The organism is Labrenzia sp. R5_0 (genome assembly GCF_017743835.1).
Lineage (GTDB): Bacteria > Pseudomonadota > Alphaproteobacteria > Rhizobiales > Stappiaceae > Roseibium > Roseibium algicola.
On record NZ_JAGHRK010000004.1, the window covers coordinates 91,261 to 108,792 of the forward strand.

General features: G+C 61.5%; 13 protein-coding genes. 11 read left to right on the plus strand and 2 right to left on the minus strand.

The window, feature by feature from the left end; all coding sequences use genetic code 11:
* The first annotated feature begins 175 nt into the window (after positions 1-175).
* The 7 genes from J7447_RS20300 (at position 176) to trpS (ending at position 8,886) form a co-directional block, all read left to right on the plus strand.
* Entirely contained in the window at positions 176-904 is a 729-nt protein-coding gene (locus tag J7447_RS20300; RefSeq protein ID WP_023002384.1) for a Tim44/TimA family putative adaptor protein, read from the plus strand.
* Positions 905-1,017: 113 nt separating this feature from the next.
* Positions 1,018-2,136, plus strand: coding sequence for an MltA domain-containing protein (locus J7447_RS20305; protein WP_209170729.1), 1,119 nt, complete (start codon positions 1,018-1,020; stop codon positions 2,134-2,136).
* Positions 2,137-2,139: 3 nt separating this feature from the next.
* A complete protein-coding gene (locus J7447_RS20310) occupies positions 2,140-2,709 on the plus strand; it encodes a Smr/MutS family protein (RefSeq protein WP_055660331.1) in 570 nt (189 codons plus the stop codon).
* Between the two features lie 4 nt (positions 2,710-2,713).
* Positions 2,714-3,085, plus strand: coding sequence for a helix-turn-helix transcriptional regulator (locus J7447_RS20315; RefSeq protein ID WP_023002387.1), 372 nt, complete (start codon positions 2,714-2,716; stop codon positions 3,083-3,085).
* A 171-nt stretch (positions 3,086-3,256) separates the two neighbouring features.
* Positions 3,257-6,091, plus strand: coding sequence for a [protein-PII] uridylyltransferase (locus J7447_RS20320; protein WP_023002388.1), 2,835 nt, complete (start codon positions 3,257-3,259; stop codon positions 6,089-6,091).
* A gap of 32 nt (positions 6,092-6,123) precedes the next feature.
* Positions 6,124-7,686, plus strand: coding sequence for a murein biosynthesis integral membrane protein MurJ (gene murJ / locus J7447_RS20325; protein WP_062485891.1), 1,563 nt, complete (start codon positions 6,124-6,126; stop codon positions 7,684-7,686).
* A 120-nt stretch (positions 7,687-7,806) separates the two neighbouring features.
* The gene (gene trpS, locus J7447_RS20330) at positions 7,807-8,886 is read left to right on the plus strand and encodes a tryptophan--tRNA ligase (RefSeq protein WP_023002390.1); all 1,080 of its coding nucleotides are present in this window, start codon (positions 7,807-7,809) and stop codon (positions 8,884-8,886) included.
* Between the two features lie 677 nt (positions 8,887-9,563).
* Here the strand turns inward: trpS and J7447_RS20335 are convergent.
* Positions 9,564-9,878 carry a cupin gene (locus J7447_RS20335; RefSeq protein WP_152505029.1) on the minus strand — a complete coding sequence of 105 codons (315 nt, stop codon included), beginning with the start codon at positions 9,876-9,878 and terminating at the stop codon, positions 9,564-9,566.
* 138 nt (positions 9,879-10,016) lie between these two features.
* Between J7447_RS20335 and J7447_RS20340 the strand changes: the two genes are divergently transcribed.
* The 4 genes from J7447_RS20340 to J7447_RS20355 all read left to right on the plus strand — a co-directional run bounded on the left by J7447_RS20340 (position 10,017) and on the right by J7447_RS20355 (position 16,757).
* Positions 10,017-10,433 (plus strand): Lrp/AsnC family transcriptional regulator, encoded by a 417-nt coding sequence (locus J7447_RS20340; protein WP_209170730.1) that lies wholly within the window; start codon positions 10,017-10,019, stop codon positions 10,431-10,433.
* Between the two features lie 107 nt (positions 10,434-10,540).
* On the plus strand, positions 10,541-12,958 hold the full coding sequence (locus tag J7447_RS20345) for an ATP-binding protein (RefSeq protein ID WP_209170731.1): 2,418 nt from the start codon (positions 10,541-10,543) through the stop codon (positions 12,956-12,958).
* Between the two features lie 289 nt (positions 12,959-13,247).
* Positions 13,248-14,186, plus strand: coding sequence for a GNAT family N-acetyltransferase (locus tag J7447_RS20350; protein ID WP_206909141.1), 939 nt, complete (start codon positions 13,248-13,250; stop codon positions 14,184-14,186).
* A 327-nt stretch (positions 14,187-14,513) separates the two neighbouring features.
* Positions 14,514-16,757: a PBP1A family penicillin-binding protein gene (locus J7447_RS20355; RefSeq protein WP_209170732.1), complete on the plus strand. Its 2,244-nt coding sequence runs from the start codon at positions 14,514-14,516 to the stop codon at positions 16,755-16,757.
* 261 nt (positions 16,758-17,018) lie between these two features.
* Here J7447_RS20355 and J7447_RS20360 read toward each other — a convergent pair whose 3' ends face one another.
* Positions 17,019-17,456 carry a hypothetical protein gene (locus J7447_RS20360; RefSeq protein ID WP_209170733.1) on the minus strand — a complete coding sequence of 146 codons (438 nt, stop codon included), beginning with the start codon at positions 17,454-17,456 and terminating at the stop codon, positions 17,019-17,021.
* Between the last annotated feature and the right edge of the window lie 76 nt (positions 17,457-17,532).

Sequence of the window (17,532 nt, forward strand, 5' to 3'; positions counted from 1 at the left end):
GCAGGCAGTCACGAAATGGCTATGAATGCAAAGATTCAGTCTTGCTCTTGGGTCTGGATGCTGGTTCAAGGACCCCCTAAATAGGAAGCAGACAGGCCTTGCGTACGAGGCTGCGCTCACCTGGCAGTTAGAGCAGGCGGCTCTAGGGCCTCAAAAAGGGTAACCGGAAGTTACGATGAACGAGATTTTTGACCCGTTGAACCTCCTCCTGATGGGACTTGCGGTTTTCATTCTGTTCAGACTGCGATCGGTGCTGGGCAAACGCACCGGCAATGAGCGCCCGCCATTCGACCCCTATTCCAAGCCCGATCAGCCGCGCGAACGCAAAAACGGCAACGATCAGGACAATGTCATCCCGATGCCGAACCAGACCACGCTGGAGGCCGAGCCGGTCGAGGAGAGCGGTCGTGGTGGCGACGTCGTGATCGACAAGGTTGCCCCGGCGGGCTCCGCATTGAACAGCGCCCTGAAGCAGATCCTGTCCGTTGACCGCAGCTTCGAGCCGGAACCTTTCCTGGAAGGCGCTCGCGCGGCCTACGAGATGATCGTGATGGCGTTTGCGGACGGCGACAAGAAAGCGCTGAAGAACCTTCTGTCCCGCGAAGTCTATGAAGGCTTCGTCACGGCAATCGATGATCGCGAAAAACGTGGCGAGACCATCGAATCGACCTTTGTCGGCATCGACAAGGCCGAAATCGTCGAAGCTGCACTGAAGAATTCGACCGCCCAGGTAACCGTGAAGATCCACAGCCAGCTGATTTCCGCCACGCGCGACAAGGCCGGTGAAGTGGTCGACGGCGATCCGGCCAAGGTAAGCGAAGTGATCGACATCTGGACCTTCGCCCGGGACACCACGTCCCGCGATCCGAACTGGAAGCTGGTCGCGACCGAATCCGCAGAGTAATCACGATGCAGGGCAAGCGGAACACGCGGCCCCGGCCGGGCTTCCGGCTTGTCTCACTGCTAAAGGGCGCGGTTCTGGCCGCGCCGCTTTTCTTTTCAGGAGCTGCCTCAGCCATGGTACCAGGCCAACGGATCCCGGACCGGTTCGAGGCAATCTCCTTCTCCAGTCTGCCGGGCTGGCAGAACGACGATCATGCCGCCGCCCTTGCCGGTTTTCTGCGCCTGTGCCGCAAACCGGAAATCCTGAGCCAGGACACCGTTTTTCCCTCCATCGCCGCAGCAGATCTGCAAAAGCTCTGTAACGATGCCGAAAAGGCGGCAAAGTCCGGTGATGAAGCACCGCGAGACTTTTTCGAAAGCCGGTTCACGCCGCACCGAATTGCCCAGAGCGGATTTGTGACGGGCTATTTCGAGCCGGAACTGGCCGCCTCGCGGGTCAGAACCGAGATATTCCGGTATCCCTTGCTCAAAAAGCCGGAAGGCCTGGAGGCGATCACGCCGGAAAACCGGCCACAGGACTGGCCCGAAACGCTCAGCTATGGACGGCGGGTTGAGGGACGCGTCACCGAAATGCCGGATCGGAGCGCCATCATGGATGGCAAGCTCGACCCGGAAAATCTCGAACTCGTCTGGCTTGCCGATCCGATCGACGCCTATTTCGTGCATGTTCAGGGCTCGGCAAGGCTGCGTCTTGCGGACGGAAGCGCGATGCGGGTCGGTTATGCGGGCAAGACAGGCCACCCCTACACCGGCATTGCCCGGTTGCTGGTGACGCGCGGAGAAGGCACGCCGGAGGACTTCACGGCTGCCGGGCTTCGTTCTTGGCTGGAAGCGCATCCGGAAGAGCGCGATCAGCTGTTCCGGCAAAACCGGTCTTTCATCTTCTTTCGGGAGGTCGACGAAATCGGCGTGAACGACGGGCCCGTCGGGGCCGCGGGCCTTCCCCTTGTGGCAGGCCGCAGCCTTGCGGTCGATCCGAGTTTCATTCCCTATGGATCCCTGGTTTTCGTTGCCTCCGCGCTGAAGGATCACGACAGCGACGACGGCCCTTTCCGGCGGCTGATGGTGGCAGATGACACCGGATCGGCAATCAAGGGCCCGGCACGGGGCGATATCTTCGTCGGATCGGGGCAGACGGCAGGCGCAATTGCCGGAGAAATCCGCCACAAGGCCGACTTCACGATCCTGGTGCCGAACATCCGTCTTGGTCCCGCTGGTGTGGCGGCGGACTGAGAGATGGCAAGACGGGGCAAAAAAGGGACACTGTCGCCGGAAGACAGGGAACTGTGGGGCAAGGTTGCCAAAACCCTGACGCCGCTGCATCCGGACAGGGCTCAGGAGCTCAAGGCCGAGCTTGAGAAAATCACCGAAACCGAACCGGCGGCACCCGCAAAGGCGCTGAAAACCGCGACCGCGATCCAGGCTCCCGCTGCGGCCAAGGCACCGCCAACACCGCTGCCGCTGCATCAGCTGGAACACCGCTACCGCCGCAAGCTGGTGCGCGGTGTGAAGGCCATCGATGCGCGGATAGACCTGCACGGCCTGACCCAGCATCAGGCGCATGACCGGCTGCGCGGCTTTCTCTACCAGGCGCAGGCGAGAAGTCATAAGGTTGTGCTGGTAATCACGGGCAAGGGCAGCGGTGACGCACGCGCCTATATGGACGAGCGCGGCGTTTTGCGCAGAATGGTGCCCCAGTGGCTGTCGATGCCCGACTTGCGATCCGTGGTACTTGGCTACGAGGAAGCCCACGCGAACCACGGCGGCGGCGGCGCACTGTACGTTCGCATTCGAAAAAGAAGGTAGGGCCGTGACCCCACTTGGCGCAAAAATCCGGGAACTCAGGATAAAACGGGATGTGTCGCTGAAGGAAATGGCAGCGGCCTTGTCGGTTTCCAGTGCCTATCTGTCCGCGCTGGAACATGGCAAGCGCGGCAAGCCAACCTGGTTTCTGGTGCAGCGAATCATCACCTATTTCAACGTCATCTGGGATGAAGCGGAAGAAATCCAGCGCCTGGCCGAACTGTCCGACCCGCGCGTCACCATCGACACGGCCGGCATGGACCCGAAGGCCACCGAACTTGCCAACCAGCTTGCGTTGAAGATCGGAGGCCTTTCCGAAGAGTCTCTTGCAGCCCTCCTGCACCAGCTCCGGGTTGCCGCCGTGAAGGACGGCGTGTGACAACGCATGCCCTCGCCAGGTTCAAACCATGGCATGGCGGTGCATTGCTGTTTCTGTTCCGCTTGGAACGCAGCCTCTTTCAGGTCAGTTCAGGATTTACGTGTCCTTCAACCCCATCCTCTATATAACCTCCAGCAAACCTGCGCCTGCTGAACGGAACACTGGACCAGTATGAAACTCTCCCAGGAAGACCTTGCCGGACTGATCGATGCCGACGACCTGAGAAATCGCCTCACCGCGCTGACCGCCGGCAATGACGGCGACGGTTCGGACATGAAGACCCGCTCGGCTGTTCTTGCGATGCTGAAGCAGGTGGTGAAAGACGCTCGCGGCAAGGCCCAGGCGATGCTGGACGAGGACGGCGGCGGGCTGCTGTGCGCCGGGCGGCTGTCCTATATCCAGGACGAGCTGATCCGCGTGATCTACGATTTCGCCCTGCACCACGTCTACCGGATCAAGAACCCGTCCGCCGCGGAGCGCATGGCCATTGCCGCCGTTGGCGGTTACGGTCGCGGCACACTGGCGCCGGGGTCCGACATCGATCTTCTGTTCGTGCTGCCGTACAAGCAGACCCCCTGGGGCGAGCAGGTGGTGGAATATATCCTCTACATGCTCTGGGACCTGGGCTTCAAGGTAGGCCACGCGACCCGCAATATCGATGAATGCATCCGCCTGTCCAAGGCGGACATGACCATCCGCACCGCCATTCTGGAAGCCCGCTACATCTGGGGCGACGAGGCCCTTTTCGAGGAACTCGTCCAGCGCTTCGACAAGGAAGTGGTCGAAGGCACCAGCTCGGAGTTCATCGCCGCCAAGCTGCTGGAACGCGATGACCGCCACAAGCGCCAGGGTGCCTCGCGCTACTTGGTCGAGCCGAACATCAAGGAGGGCAAGGGCGGTCTGCGCGATCTCAATACCCTGTTCTGGATCGCCAAGTACCATTACCGGGTCAACAGACAGTCGGAACTGGTCAAGAAAGGCGTTCTGACCCGCTCGGAATATGCGCGGTTCAAGAAGTCTGACGACTTCCTGTGGGCGGTCCGCTGCCATCTGCATTTCCTGACGGGACGGCCGGAAGAGCGCCTGTCCTTCGATGTCCAGCGCGAGATCGCGATCCGGCTCGGCTACACCCAGCACCCGGGCATGAAGGATGTCGAGCGTTTCATGAAGCACTACTTCCTGGTGGCCAAGGATGTCGGCGATCTGACCCGCATCATCTGCGCCGCGCTGGAGGAAGAGCACGTCAAGGAGCCGCGCGGCAAGGGCCTGACCGGCATGATGCGCCGCCTGCGCGCAGGCCGCGTTTCGGCAACGGCCAAGCCCGTTGAAGGGGCGACCGGCTTCGTGGTGGAGAACAACCGCCTGAATGCGGTATCCGACACCGTGTTCGAAACCGATCCGACCAACCTGTTGCGGGTGTTCCAGATCGCGGACAAGCACGACTACAACATGCATCCGCAGCTGACCCGCCTGATGCGGCATTCGCTGAAGCTGGTCGATGGGAGCCTGCGCGCCGACCCTGAAGCGAACCGGCTTTTCCTGTCGATCCTGACCTCCCGGCACGCGCCGGAAAAGACCTTGCGCAAGATGAACGAAACCGGCGTGCTCGGCCGCTTCGTGCCCGAGTTCGGCAAGGTCGTGGCGATGATGCAGTTCAACATGTATCACCACTACACGGTCGACGAGCACCTGATCCGCTCTATCGGTGTGCTGGCCGATATCGAGCGCGGCAATTCCGGCGACGACCATCCGCTGGCAACCGACCTGATCCTGACGTTGCAGAACCGCAAGGTGCTGTTTGTCGCCATGTTCCTGCACGACATCGCCAAGGGCAGGCCGGAAGATCATTCGATCGCCGGCGCCCGGGTCGCGCGCAAGCTGTGCCCGCGTTTCGGACTGAACGACGCGGAAACCGAGACGGTTGCCTGGCTGATCGAGCATCACCTGGACATGAGCACCATTGCCCAGTCGCGCGACCTGTCGGACCGCAAAACGATCACGGATTTCGCCAACACGGTGCAGTCGCTCGAAAGGCTGAAACTGCTCCTGATCCTGACCGTGGCCGACATTCGCGCCGTCGGGCCCGGCGTCTTCAACGGCTGGAAAGGCCAGCTGCTGCGCACGCTGTACTATGCCACCGAACCCCATCTGTCCGGCGGCCACACGAAGATGTCGCATCGCCAGACCATCGACAAGGCCAAGGAAGAGCTCGGCAGCAAGCTGGAGCACTGGTCCGCCAAGGACCGCAATGCCTATCTGAACCGGCATTATCCGGCCTACTGGCTGCGTACGGAGCCGGAGCGACTGGTCTCCCATGCCGAACTTCTGCACAAGGCCGACAAGGACAAGAGGCAGCTTGCCTTCCAGGTCATCCCACGCGCCTTCGAGGGTGTGACCGAGCTGACGATCATGGCGCCGGACCATCCGCGCCTGCTGTCGATCATTGCCGGGGCCTGCTACACGACCGGTGCCAATATCGTTGACGCACAGATCGACACCACCACGGACGGCTACGCGCTGGACACGATCTTCATCGGCCGGGAACTGCCGGACGACGAAGACGAAAAGCGCCGCGGCGAGCGGATTGCCAAGCTGATCGAGACCACGCTGCGCGGCGAAGAGCGGCTTCCGGAGCCCGTTTCCAAAAAGACCGGCGTCAAGGGCCGCATGAAGGCCTTCAAGGTGGCCAGCGAAGTGCTGGTCAACAACGCGCTGTCTGACGATTACACGGTGCTGGAAATTTCCGGTCTCGACCGGCCAGGCCTTCTCTACGACCTGACGCGCTCCATCGCGACGCTCAATCTGAACATCGGTTCGGCCCATATCTCGACCTTCGGCGAGAAAGTGGTCGACGTTTTCTACGTCACCGATCTCACCGGACAGAAAATTGCCAACATCGGGCGTCAGGAAATCATCCGTGAGCGCCTTGCCAATGCGGTCGACGGCCATGTGGAACTCGATCCGGCAGCTCCGGCAACCCGCAAGGTTCAGCGGCAGGCTTCATAAGTGCATACCTTCCTCTTCGGAGTCCTTCCGGCATGAGTCTCGTCCGCAATTTCGCAACCGTCGGCAGCGCGACCCTGCTGAGCCGCCTGCTCGGCTTTGTTCGCGACGTGCTTCTGGCCGCCGTCGTCGGGGCCGGTCCGGTTGCTGATGCCTTTGTGGTGGCCTTCCGTCTGCCCAACCTGTTCCGCCGGCTGTTTGCCGAAGGCGCCTTCAACTCCGCCTTCATCCCGCTGTTCGGGCGAACGGTCGAGGAAGAGGGCGATGCGGGCGCCAAGCGGTTCGCCGGGGAAATCGGCGCAGCGCTGCTGTTCTGCCTGCTGGTGCTGACTGCTTTTGCACAAATCTTCATGCCGCTGGTGGTGTGGGCACTGGCACCGGGTTTCGTGGAAGACCCTACCAAGTACGACCTGACAGTTCTGATGTCGCGGATCGCGTTTCCCTATCTGATCTTCATGTCGATGCTTGCCTTCATCGGCGGCATTCTCAACACCTATCAGCGCTTTGCCGCCGCTGCCTTCGCACCGGTGATGCTGAACGTGGTGATGAGCGCCGTACTGGGCGCAGTGCTTTATCTCGGTATCAAGGACGACACGGCGCTCGGGGTCATTCTGGCCATCGGCGTCACCGTTGGCGGGATCGTGCAGTTGATCGTCGTCCTGATTGACCTGAAGCGCCTCGGCTTCAAGATCCCCGTCTTCCGCCCGCGCTATACCAAATCGGCCAAACGCCTGCTGATGCTTGGCATTCCGGGCGTCGTTGCCGGCGGCGTCACCCAGATCAACATTGCCGTCGGCCAGATCATCGCCTCCATGCAGGAAGGCGCCAATGCGCTGCTCTATTTCGCCGACCGGCTCTACCAGTTGCCGCTCGGGGTGATCGGTATCGCCATCGGCGTGGTGCTTTTACCCAGCCTGACGCGGCAACTGCGCGCCGGGCAGATGGGCGCTTACCAGCACAGCCTCAACCGTGCACTGGAGTTCTCACTGGTGCTGACCCTGCCGGCCGCGGTTGCCCTGGCGGTCATACCGCAGGAAATCGTCTCGGTGCTGTTCCAGCGGGTGCGCTTCGATGCCGCCGCCGTGGAAGGCACGGCTGCAGCCCTGACGGCATTTGCCTTTGGCCTGCCCGCCTTTGTGCTCAACAAGGTGTTTTCGCCCGGCTATTTCGCGCGGGAAGACACCAAGACGCCGATGATCTTTGCCGTTGTCGGCATGGTCGTGAATGTCGGCCTCTCGATCGCGCTGTTTCCCATGCTCCAGCATGTGGGCATCGCGCTGGCCACAACGCTGGCTGGCTGGGTGAACACCGGCCTGCTGATCATCGTCCTGTGGCGACGGGGCCATTTCCAGCCCGATTTCAAGCTGCTCCGGCGGCTGTCGCTGGTGGTGCTCGCCAGCCTGCTGATGGGGGTCGCGGTGCATTTTGCTGCCATCTACATGGCCTCCTGGCTATCGGCGCCGTGGCTGGCGGTGCGTGCGGGCAGTCTCGTTCTGCTCGTGCTCGTCGGCATGGTCACCTTTGCCGTCTTCACCCAACTCAGCGGCGGATCCGACCTTGTCGGCATGCTGAAAGCGTTGAGACGGCGCAACACCTGACCGCGAAACGCCGGCGCACGCCGTTTCCAGCTTGCATGCATAACGGACCGGGCTTAAACCCGGCCCGCCCAAACATTCATAGCGCCCTTCCAACCGGCCGCACCACTAAAGGGATTTGAAATGGCGGAGTTCCAGCCCCGTGTCTTTTCCGGCGTCCAGCCGACAGGCAACCTGCATCTTGGCAACTACCTGGGCGCCGTTTCGCGCTGGGTTCCGTTGCAGGATCAGATGCCGACGATCTTCTGCGTCGTCGACAGCCATGCCATCACGGCAGGGTTTCCGGATCCGCACGAGCTTGCCCAGGCAACCCGTGAAGTGACCGCTGCCTATATGGCGGCCGGCATCGATCCGAAGAAATCGATCATCTTCAACCAGAGCCAGGTTCGCGAACACACCGAACTTGCCTGGATCTTCAACTGCGTGGCGCGCATGGGCTGGCTCAACCGCATGACCCAGTTCAAGGAAAAGGCCGGCAAGAACAAGGAAAACGCTTCCGTTGGCCTGTTCGCCTATCCGAACCTGATGGCTGCCGACATTCTGGCTTACCGTGCGACCCATGTTCCGGTCGGCGACGACCAGAAGCAGCACCTTGAACTGACCCGCGACATCGCCGCCAAGTTCAACAACGACTTTGCGGACCGGATCAAGGAATTGGATATCGGTATCGAGAACCCGACGCCGTCTCCGGAACTGCCGGAATATCTCTATTTCCCGATGACCGAGCCGATGATCGCCGGCCCGGCTACCCGGATCATGTCGCTGCGCGACGGCACCAAGAAGATGTCGAAGTCCGATCCGTCGGACCTGTCGCGCATCAACCTGACGGACGACGCGGACTCGATCTCCAAGAAGATCAAGAAAGCCAAGACCGATCCGGACGCCCTGCCGAGCGAAACCGGCGGCCTGGAAGGCCGTCCGGAAGCAGACAACCTTGTCGGCATCTATGCCGCCCTGAGCGGCGCGACCAAGGCCGACGTCCTGAAGGAATACGGCGGTCAGCAGTTCTCGGCCTTCAAGCCGGCCCTGTCCGACCTGGCGGTGGCGAAACTCTCGCCGATGACCGACGAAATGCGCCGCCTGATGGACGACAAGGCGCAGATCGACGCCATCCTGAAGGAAGGCGCCGAAAAGGCCTCCGCCATCGCCGAACCGGTGTTGAAGGACGTTCGCAAAATCATCGGTTTCCTCGACGTCCGGTAAACCGACGCGACAACAACCTGATCCTGAAAGCCCGGCAGGTTTCTGCCGGGTTTTTTGTTTGGGTAACCGCAATCCGCAACGTTCCACCTTACTCCGTTGCGCCTTGCCCGGAAAAAAGCGGAGATCCGTCTCATACCCTTGCAGGTCGTCATCCCATGGCTCGACCATGGGATCCATGCCATTCCGCCGCAAAGAGAAAAGTCCTTGCCGTGAGCAAAGGTTATGGCAAGGCGACTTGTCATCCCCGCACAGGCAGGGATCCAGTATCCAGCTGATTTGCGATTATTCGCCTCGGACGACACGGCGTACTGGATCCCGGTCTTGCCGCGTTGCGTCAAACCGGGATGACAAATCATGGCAGCGCGTGGGAGCCGGTACTGACGACAGCAATTGCTGAATCCCGCGCTTCGCTACGCATTGCCCGGGATGAAAAGGCAGCCCTTTTCCCCTTCCTCAATTCCGTCATCCCATGGCTCGACCATGGGATCCATGCCGATACGCTCCAAATCGGCAAAGCTTTGCGGTGGGCGAAGGTCAGGGGATGGATTGCAGGGTCGAGCCCTGCAATGACCGGGTGGGGTGAGAGGTTGGGACTTTCATCCGGCCGACGGGGCTCTCCAGCCGGTTTGTGCATTGCCACTGCAGCCGCTCCCTGGGTTGCCCTGTGATCTACACTGTCAAACGCTATGCTTGCGCTCGATCACGAGCACTCTTGCCTCTCCAACGGGATGGGCCACATGGGCATCGCCGTCGTTCGCGAAGAAGATCTGTCCTTCGGTCAGGCGTTGAACCTTCTCGGTTCCGGCCTCGCGGTAGTGCATGTCGACCGTGCCCGACAGAACCACGAAGACTTCCGGACCGTCGTTGACGTGCCATTTGTAGGGCTTGTCCGTCCAGTGCAGGCGGACCGTGATGCCGTCCAGTTCACCGATCAGACGTGACCCCCAGGCTCTTTCCGCCGTAAAGCTGCTTGTATCGAGATGGAAATCCATGAAACTCTCCCGCTGCAAAATCACTCAAGGGTGCTATCGCGGACAGGCTCTCGTTTCTTCCGGCATTTTGACCGGTTCGGCCGGTCAATTGCCGGTGAACGCAGGCAGTTCGACACACAGGACAATGACAGAAGACCCATGGATTCAATCGACCGGACCTTGCTGCAACTACTGGAAGCCGACAGCCGGACACCTGTGAAAACGCTGGCTGCCCATGTCGGCCTGGCCCGGTCGAGCGTTCAGGCCCGGATCCGGAAGCTGGAAGAAACCGGCGTCATTCGCGCCTACACGATCCGGATCAGCGATCCGGAGCCGGCCGAAATCGAAGCCTATCTGTGGATCCGGACAGGCTCGGCGACCTGTGCGGCGATTGCGCCGGTGGTTTCGAAATTCGAGGAGGTTCTCCAGTGCCGCTCAATTTCCGGCGACAGGGACATGGTTCTGCTGGTGCGCGCCCAGACGCTGGAGAGCCTCGCCGAGCTTCGCAACCGTATTGCTGCCCTTGATGGAATTGCCAATGTCGAGACCCATCCGGTGCTGAAAGACTGGATATGATCGCGGCGCGAAATTCCCGATTTACTTTTTTTATCAGGCAATGAAACGGTTTCTCAAAGTTTACCACGCACTCTCAAGGCAACAGGATCTTGTAGAGAGTAGTTATCTTGGTCAGTCAAAACAGCGAACGCGCCGTCAATGCCGCGCCAGAAGCCGATGACACGCAGGACAAATTCTTTGCCGAAGAGCAAAAGCTTTCCTCTGCGGACACCGTAACTACAGACGAATATTCTTCCAGCATCACGAAACCCCTCGACGAGGAGGACGTCGGTCCCGAAGTCGGCCCAGGCCGACGGGCAACAGACGCGCCCGTCTCCGCGCCTGCCAAATCGCTGCAGCATCTTGCCCTGGCGGGCATGATCATCGGCCTTGCCGCCGGTTTCATCATGGTTTCCAGCGACAGCCTGAACCGGTTTCTCGGTCTTGGTCTGACCTTCTTTGCCGGCGGGCTGGCTGTCTGGCGGCTGTTTGCCGACGACATGCAGCGCTCGGTGCAGGCGTTACAGGTGAAGGATGACAAGATCCGCCGCCTGATGGCACGCTGCGAGGAACTGGAAGACCGCGCCTGGGAACTTGGCGAATCCGACGAACGTCACGCCAGCATCCTGGCAACGCTTGGCGATGTCGTCGTCCGGCGCGACCAGGACGGCACCATCACCTATGTGAACTCTGCTGCAGACGATGTGTTCGGGATCGGACATGCCTTGCAGCCGGGCGCAACCCTGCATCTTCCGTTGCTTGAGGAAGTGGGTTTCGAAAGCGCCGTCACGCAGGCCCTGGACAAGACGACCCCGGGCATGGGATTTCAGGATCTCCACATCGATACCGCTCAGGGCCCGCGCTGGTTCTCTCGTATCGACATTCCGGTGCGCGACACCACGACGGATCGCCAGCTGGTGCAGACCGTTCTGCGCGACGTGACCGAGCGGCGCCTGATCGAAGAAGAACTGCTGGCTGCCCGTCATTCCGCCGAAAGCTCCAACGAGGCGAAATCCCGCTTTCTCGCGACCGTCAGCCACGAGATCCGTACGCCGCTCAACGGGGTGCTCGGCATGGCCGCGCTCCTGCGCGACACCCGCCTGACCAAGGAACAGAGCGCCTATATCGAGGCGCTGGAAACCTCCGGCGAAACATTGCTACTCCTGATCGATGAAGTGCTCGACTTTTCCAAGGTGGAGGCCGGCAAGCTCGACATTCAGGCTGCCCCGGTTCGGGTTGGCGCCCTGGTGGAAAGCGTCGTTGAACTGCTTGCTCCGAAAGCCCACGCCAAGTCGCTTGAAATCGGCTCCATGCTTGACCCGAACCTGCCGGAAGAGGTGACACTGGACGCCACCCGTGTCCGCCAGATCCTCTACAATCTCATCGGCAACGGCATCAAGTTCACCGATGAGGGCGGCGTTGCCGTCGAACTGACAGGTCGCCCCAATCCGGACGGTGGCGGTTTTCTGGATATCGACGTGCGCGACAGTGGCATCGGCTTTGACGAACAGGAGGCCGAGCGGCTGTTTCAGGAATTCGAGCAGGTCGACCATGGCCCGGCGCGCAAGTTCGGCGGCACCGGCCTCGGTCTGGCCATCGCCCAGCGGCTTGCCGGCCTGATGGGTGGCGAAATTGCCGCGCAGCCCTCCGAAGACGGCGGCGCGCAGTTCCGCGTGTCCTTGCCGATCCCCGAATCCCTTGTTGCCGACACGGATCCACGCCTGGCCAAGCTTGAGGGCCGCCGGATCGTGTTCGTCAGCACCAGCCAGATCGAATGCCCGCTGCTGGCCAGACGGCTGCAATATCACGCGGCCAATGTTTCCGTGCATGCACCGGGCAGTTCGGATCTCGATGCCGCGCTGGCCGAGGCCGATCTACTGGTGGTCGACAACGGTGCCCTGTCCGACAGCGGCGGCTGGCTGGCCTCTGCCCGCCTGACCGGATGCAAGGCTCCTGCCGTCGTTATGATCGCTCCGCCAGAACGCGAGCGCCTGGAACATCTGCGCGAAGCCGGCTATGCCGCCTATCTGATCCGCCCGGTGCGGATCGAGACCCTGGTCCAGATCTTTTCCGGCCTGCTGGACGACGACGGCATGGAACACGCCTGGGACGCAAGCGCGGAGCCCGTCAGCAACGGCTTCCTGCCGAACCGCTACAAGGTTCCGGCCCGGCCGCTGCGCCTGCTCGTGGCCGAAGACAACGACATCAACCGCCTTTTGAGCGAAGCCATGCTGCGCAAGCTCGGCCATGTGCCGGTGATGGTGATCGACGGCGAAAAGGCCGTCGAGGAAGCCGCCAGCGGCGCTTATGACGCGATCCTGATGGACCTGCACATGCCAGGCCTCGACGGGTTCCAGGCCATTCGCCAGATCCGGTCCGACGAACAGGCCGCCGGCCGGGCCAATGTGCCGGTGCTGATCGTGACCGCCGATGTCATGAAGGATGCAAGGGACAAGGCGACCGAAGTGGGCGCTGCCGGCTATCTGACGAAACCGCTTTCCGTAGAAGCGATTTCCGACGCATTGGCCGAAATCAGCCGCGCCTGACGCAGCGAACTTTCCCTGTCGCGACAGCCGGAAGTGGAAACGCTTCCACTGGCGCTCGTAGAAATTCACAAAGCCGCAAGAGTGGGCTAAGCTTGCACGTGGAAAACACGGCGCAAAAAACCGAGTGTCATCCAGCTGTCGGAATAGTATGTTCTACGGCAGGCTTGAAGCACACTGACCGGGTTCGGACGTAATGTTCCGGCGAAGGTAATTCGGCAAGTGAAACAGACGAGAACCTGTGAAACCTGTCAGTGCGCCATAAGGAATACACGAGGGTGGAATGTCCATAATGCGCCAAGGGCTTTTTTCTCCCAGGAAACTGGTCAGGAAATTCACACCGGCAATGCGTCCGGACGCCAACCTCCCCAACGCGCAGCGCATCGGGCCAGCGCTGCAGACCCCGGTCAAGACAGGCGAAACGCTCGGCCGGATCGGATCCCTGGAAGTGCGGATGGCCCGCAACTTCAAGGAAGTTAAAAAGGCACAGCGCCTGCGCTATGACGTTTTCTACGAGGAAATGTCGGCCATTGCCGATGCGCATACGCTGGCAACCCGCCGTGATGCCGACCCCTTCGACGCCTATTGCGATCACCTGCTCGTGGTCGACCACGACTTGCAGAAGCGCAACAAGCTGGGCCGCCTGAAGCCTGAAATCGTCGGTACCTACCGGATCCTGCGCCAGGAAATCGCCGATCAGCATGCCGGTTTCTATACCGCCGCCGAATACGACATCCAGTCGTTGATCGACGCAAACCCGGGCAAGCGCTTCATGGAACTCGGCCGGTCCTGCGTTCTGAAGCCTTACCGCAACAAGAAGACCGTCGAGCTCCTGTGGCATGGCATCTGGTCCTATGTTCTGCGCCACAACATCGATGTCATGCTCGGCTGTGCCTCGATCGAAGGCACCAATCCGGACGCCATCGCCGGCCAGCTCGCCTTCCTGCATCACAATGCCCGTGCCCCGGAAGAATGGCGCGTGCGCGCGGTGGAAGACAGATATGTCGAAATGAACCGCATGCCGGCCGAGGATCTCAATTCCAAGGAAGCGCTGCGGGCCCTGCCCCCGCTTGTGAAGGGCTATCTGCGCCTCGGCGCGTTCATCGGCGACGGGGCGGTGATCGATCACCAGTTCGGCACGACGGATGTGCTGATCATCATGCCGGTGTCCGAACTGAACACGCGCTACGTCAATTATTACGGCGCCGACGCAAGCCGCTATTCCAGCTAGCTCCGACGATTGCTGCCAAGCTTTCCTTCGTCCTTCCGGCCAGGCTTGACCCTTGGCCGGAATCGCGGACGCACAAGCCTTTGCATTTTTCCTGCGTTTGAGCGGCTATCGGTTCCCGATGCTGCGGGTTTGCTGCCTTTTGTGCGGGATGGTTATCGAGCTAGTGCGCGCCGCCTGTAGCTGAACATCCCGTCGTCTTGCCCGTGCAAAAGCCCGTAGCCTTAACGCCCCCTTAAATCGCCGCAATTTAAGCTCATCTCCGGGGAAACCGGCGTTTGCCGGATAACGCCAACCCTGGTTGGTACGGAGTTAGGGGACGAAGGATCAATGGCGCCTCGGGCGAAACGCCAGCCGCGTGTTGAACCGACATTCGGAAATTCAGGCAGCAGCCTGCTCGACCTGCGTTTAAGCCCGCAGGACCGTCCAGCTGCGCCTTCTTCCAAGTCGTCCGGCAAGGGCAAGACCCGCAAGGCTCCGGCCAAGAAAAAACCCGCTTCCTCCACCCGCAAGACGGCCAAGAACGGCAATGGCCGAGGCAACGGAAGGGGCGGCGGCCGGTCCGGTGCCAAACGGCGCAAGGCCAAACGCAAGAACAGGTTCCAGGCACCGACTGCCTTCGGTCGCCTTCTCAAGCGCGGCTTCTACTGGAGCATGGTGCTCGGCATCTGGGGCACCATCGCCGTTGTCTGCCTGGTCGGCTATTATGCCGCCTTTCTGCCGCCGACCTCCGAATGGCAGGTTCCGGCGCGACCGCCAAACGTCAAGATTGTCGCCGCCAATGGCGAATTGCTGGCAAACCGCGGAGACACCGGCGGCGAGGCCGTGCGCCTGGAGCAATTGCCACCCTATCTGCCCAATGCCGTCATCGCCATCGAGGACCGGCGCTTCCGCTCCCATTTCGGTGTCGACCCGGTCGGTCTTGCCCGCGCCGTCTACACCAACTTCACCTCCGGCCGCCTGCAGCAGGGCGGCTCGACGCTGACCCAGCAGCTTGCCAAGAACCTGTTCCTGGAACAGGATCGGACGATCAAGCGCAAGATCCAGGAACTGGTGCTCGCCTTCTGGCTGGAGGCCGAATATTCCAAGGACGAGATCCTGGAAATGTACCTGAACCGGGTCTATCTCGGCTCCGGCGCCTATGGCGTGGATGCTGCTGCCCGCAGGTACTTCGGCAAATCGGCACGGCTTTTGACCATTCCGGAAGCTGCCACCATCGCAGGCCTGCTCAAGGCACCCTCGCGCTATTCGCCCGCCCGCAATCCGGACCTCGCAGAAGACCGCGCCCAGCTTGTGCTCGCTGCCATGAACGAGGAAGGCTACATCACGGGCGATGAAGCCAAGAACGCCCTGGCCGCGCCCGCCAAGGTGGTGCGCCGCTACACCACCGCCAGCGAGAACTATGCCGCCGACTGGGTGATGGACGTGCTGCCGCATTTCATCGGCTCGATCGAAACCGACATCGTGGTCGACACCACCATCGACCCGAAGATGCAGCGAGCTGCCGAACAGGCGCTGCGCAGTGCCCTGAAGGAAAACCGCGAGAAATACGGCGTCTCCCAGGGAGCTGTCGTAACACTGGACACCGCGGGCGCCGTGAAGGCACTGGTTGGCGGGGCCGATTATTCCAAGAGCCAGTTCAACCGCGCAGCCTATGCCAAGCGGCAGCCGGGCTCGTCCTTCAAGCCGTTCGTCTATCTGGCCGCGCTTGAAAACGGCCTTTCACCCCAGACGATCCGCCAGGACCAGCCGGTCCGGTTCGGCAACTGGTCGCCCCAGAACTATTCCAAGGACTACTACGGCCCGGTGACGCTGACACGAGCGCTCAGCCTGTCGCTGAACACGGTGGCCGCGCAGCTGACCTACGAGGTTGGCGCGGGAACCGTTGCCGACACGGCAAAACGGCTGGGCGTCACCTCGGAAATGAAGAACAACCTGTCGATCGCGCTCGGCACCTCCGAAGTCACGCCGCTGGAAATCGCCGGTGCCTATGTGCCGTTCTCCAACGGCGGCTATGGCGTGCTCCCCCATGTGATTCGGCGGATCAAGACCGTGGACGGCAAGACGCTCTATTCCCGCTCCGGCGATGGCCGCGGCCGCGTCATCGACCGCCGTCTGGTCGGCGAAATGAACATGATGATGTCGGAAACCCTGGTAACCGGCACGGGCCGCAAGGCACGGCTGGAAAGCGGGCGTCCCGCCGGAGGCAAGACCGGTACCAGCCAGGATTTCCGCGACGCCTGGTTCATCGGCTATACGGGCAATCTGACCACCGCCGTCTGGTTCGGCAATGACGACAACTCACCGACGCGCAAGGCGTCCGGCGGCGGGCTGCCCGCCACGGTCTGGAAAGAGGTGATGGATGCCTCCCACGAGGGCCTGCCCGTGGCAGACCTGCCCGGCGTGCCGGATGTACCGGCAACCGTCTCCGCCCCGCGCAAGCCCGGCCCGGTGGAAACCGTCGGCTCCGGCAGCGAACCGATACCGCCAGCCCCCATTGGTGGCGGCGGCGAAGGCAACGGCGAACGCCGCGGCCCGCTGAACCTGCTGCGCAATCTGTTTGGTGGCGGCTGATCCGGGCACTGTTGTTCACGGCTCATAAGGCCGTGTTTGAGGCTTCAGCCGGTGGAACTGTGCGTTCCGACCGTGTGTGTGCAGCCCATCCTTCGAGACAGGCTTTCAGCCTTCCTCAGGATGAGGTTCACTATGTTGATCTTCCCTGGCCTTCAACACACATCTTCCTCATCCTGAGGAAGGCCGGAGGCCTGTCTCGAAGGATGGGCCACTTGCTCCATTTCTCAGAAATACCTGCGACACATATCCGTTAATTCCACCTCAGCACTGATGGCTGTAGGTGAACACCAGCGTGTCGGTGGTGTAGCGGCCGGTGGGGCGGCACTGGTTGAAGACTTCACGGGTGCCGGTGACAGTGACCTGAAGCTGGTCGCCGCGCACCGGACCTTCGACGAAATTTTCCAGCGGTGAACCCGGACAGTATTTGGAAAACACCCGGGCGGTGCCGGAATACCAGTTGCCGTTCTTGGCGCCGTTGAAGAGCAGCGTGCCGCGCTGGACACCAGCGTTGCGCAGGACCGGTTTCGGCACTTCATAGGACAGCCATCGCTGATTGCCCTGCGCCTGAAGCCGCATGAGCGAGCCATTGTGGTTCCAGCAGCTGTCGGCCATCGCCTGACCGGAGAATGTCAGTCCCGGCAGGGCAAAGCCCAGCAAGGCCAGCGCGACGACTTTGATCGGATATCTCAAGCTTTTCATGTTGCATCTCCCAGCGTCCCCAGGGGAATCGAAGCAGATTCTCCCGTGTTTGCAACTGGTTTTGCCCGGCCGCCGC

Excerpts from the sequence above, each read along its gene's own strand:
- murJ (WP_062485891.1), top strand. The coding sequence starts at position 6,124 with ATGAGTCTCGTCCGCAATTTCGCAACCGTCGGCAGCGCGACCCTGCTG.
- J7447_RS20340 (WP_209170730.1), top strand. The coding sequence starts at position 10,017 with ATGGATTCAATCGACCGGACCTTGCTGCAACTACTGGAAGCCGACAGC.
- J7447_RS20360 (WP_209170733.1), bottom strand. The coding sequence starts at position 17,456 with ATGAAAAGCTTGAGATATCCGATCAAAGTCGTCGCGCTGGCCTTGCTG.
- trpS (WP_023002390.1), top strand. The coding sequence starts at position 7,807 with ATGGCGGAGTTCCAGCCCCGTGTCTTTTCCGGCGTCCAGCCGACAGGC.
- J7447_RS20350 (WP_206909141.1), top strand. The coding sequence starts at position 13,248 with ATGCGCCAAGGGCTTTTTTCTCCCAGGAAACTGGTCAGGAAATTCACA.
- J7447_RS20335 (WP_152505029.1), bottom strand. The coding sequence starts at position 9,878 with ATGGATTTCCATCTCGATACAAGCAGCTTTACGGCGGAAAGAGCCTGG.
- J7447_RS20320 (WP_023002388.1), top strand. The coding sequence starts at position 3,257 with ATGAAACTCTCCCAGGAAGACCTTGCCGGACTGATCGATGCCGACGAC.
- J7447_RS20300 (WP_023002384.1), top strand. The coding sequence starts at position 176 with ATGAACGAGATTTTTGACCCGTTGAACCTCCTCCTGATGGGACTTGCG.
- J7447_RS20310 (WP_055660331.1), top strand. The coding sequence starts at position 2,140 with ATGGCAAGACGGGGCAAAAAAGGGACACTGTCGCCGGAAGACAGGGAA.
- J7447_RS20305 (WP_209170729.1), top strand. The coding sequence starts at position 1,018 with ATGGTACCAGGCCAACGGATCCCGGACCGGTTCGAGGCAATCTCCTTC.
- J7447_RS20355 (WP_209170732.1), top strand. The coding sequence starts at position 14,514 with ATGGCGCCTCGGGCGAAACGCCAGCCGCGTGTTGAACCGACATTCGGA.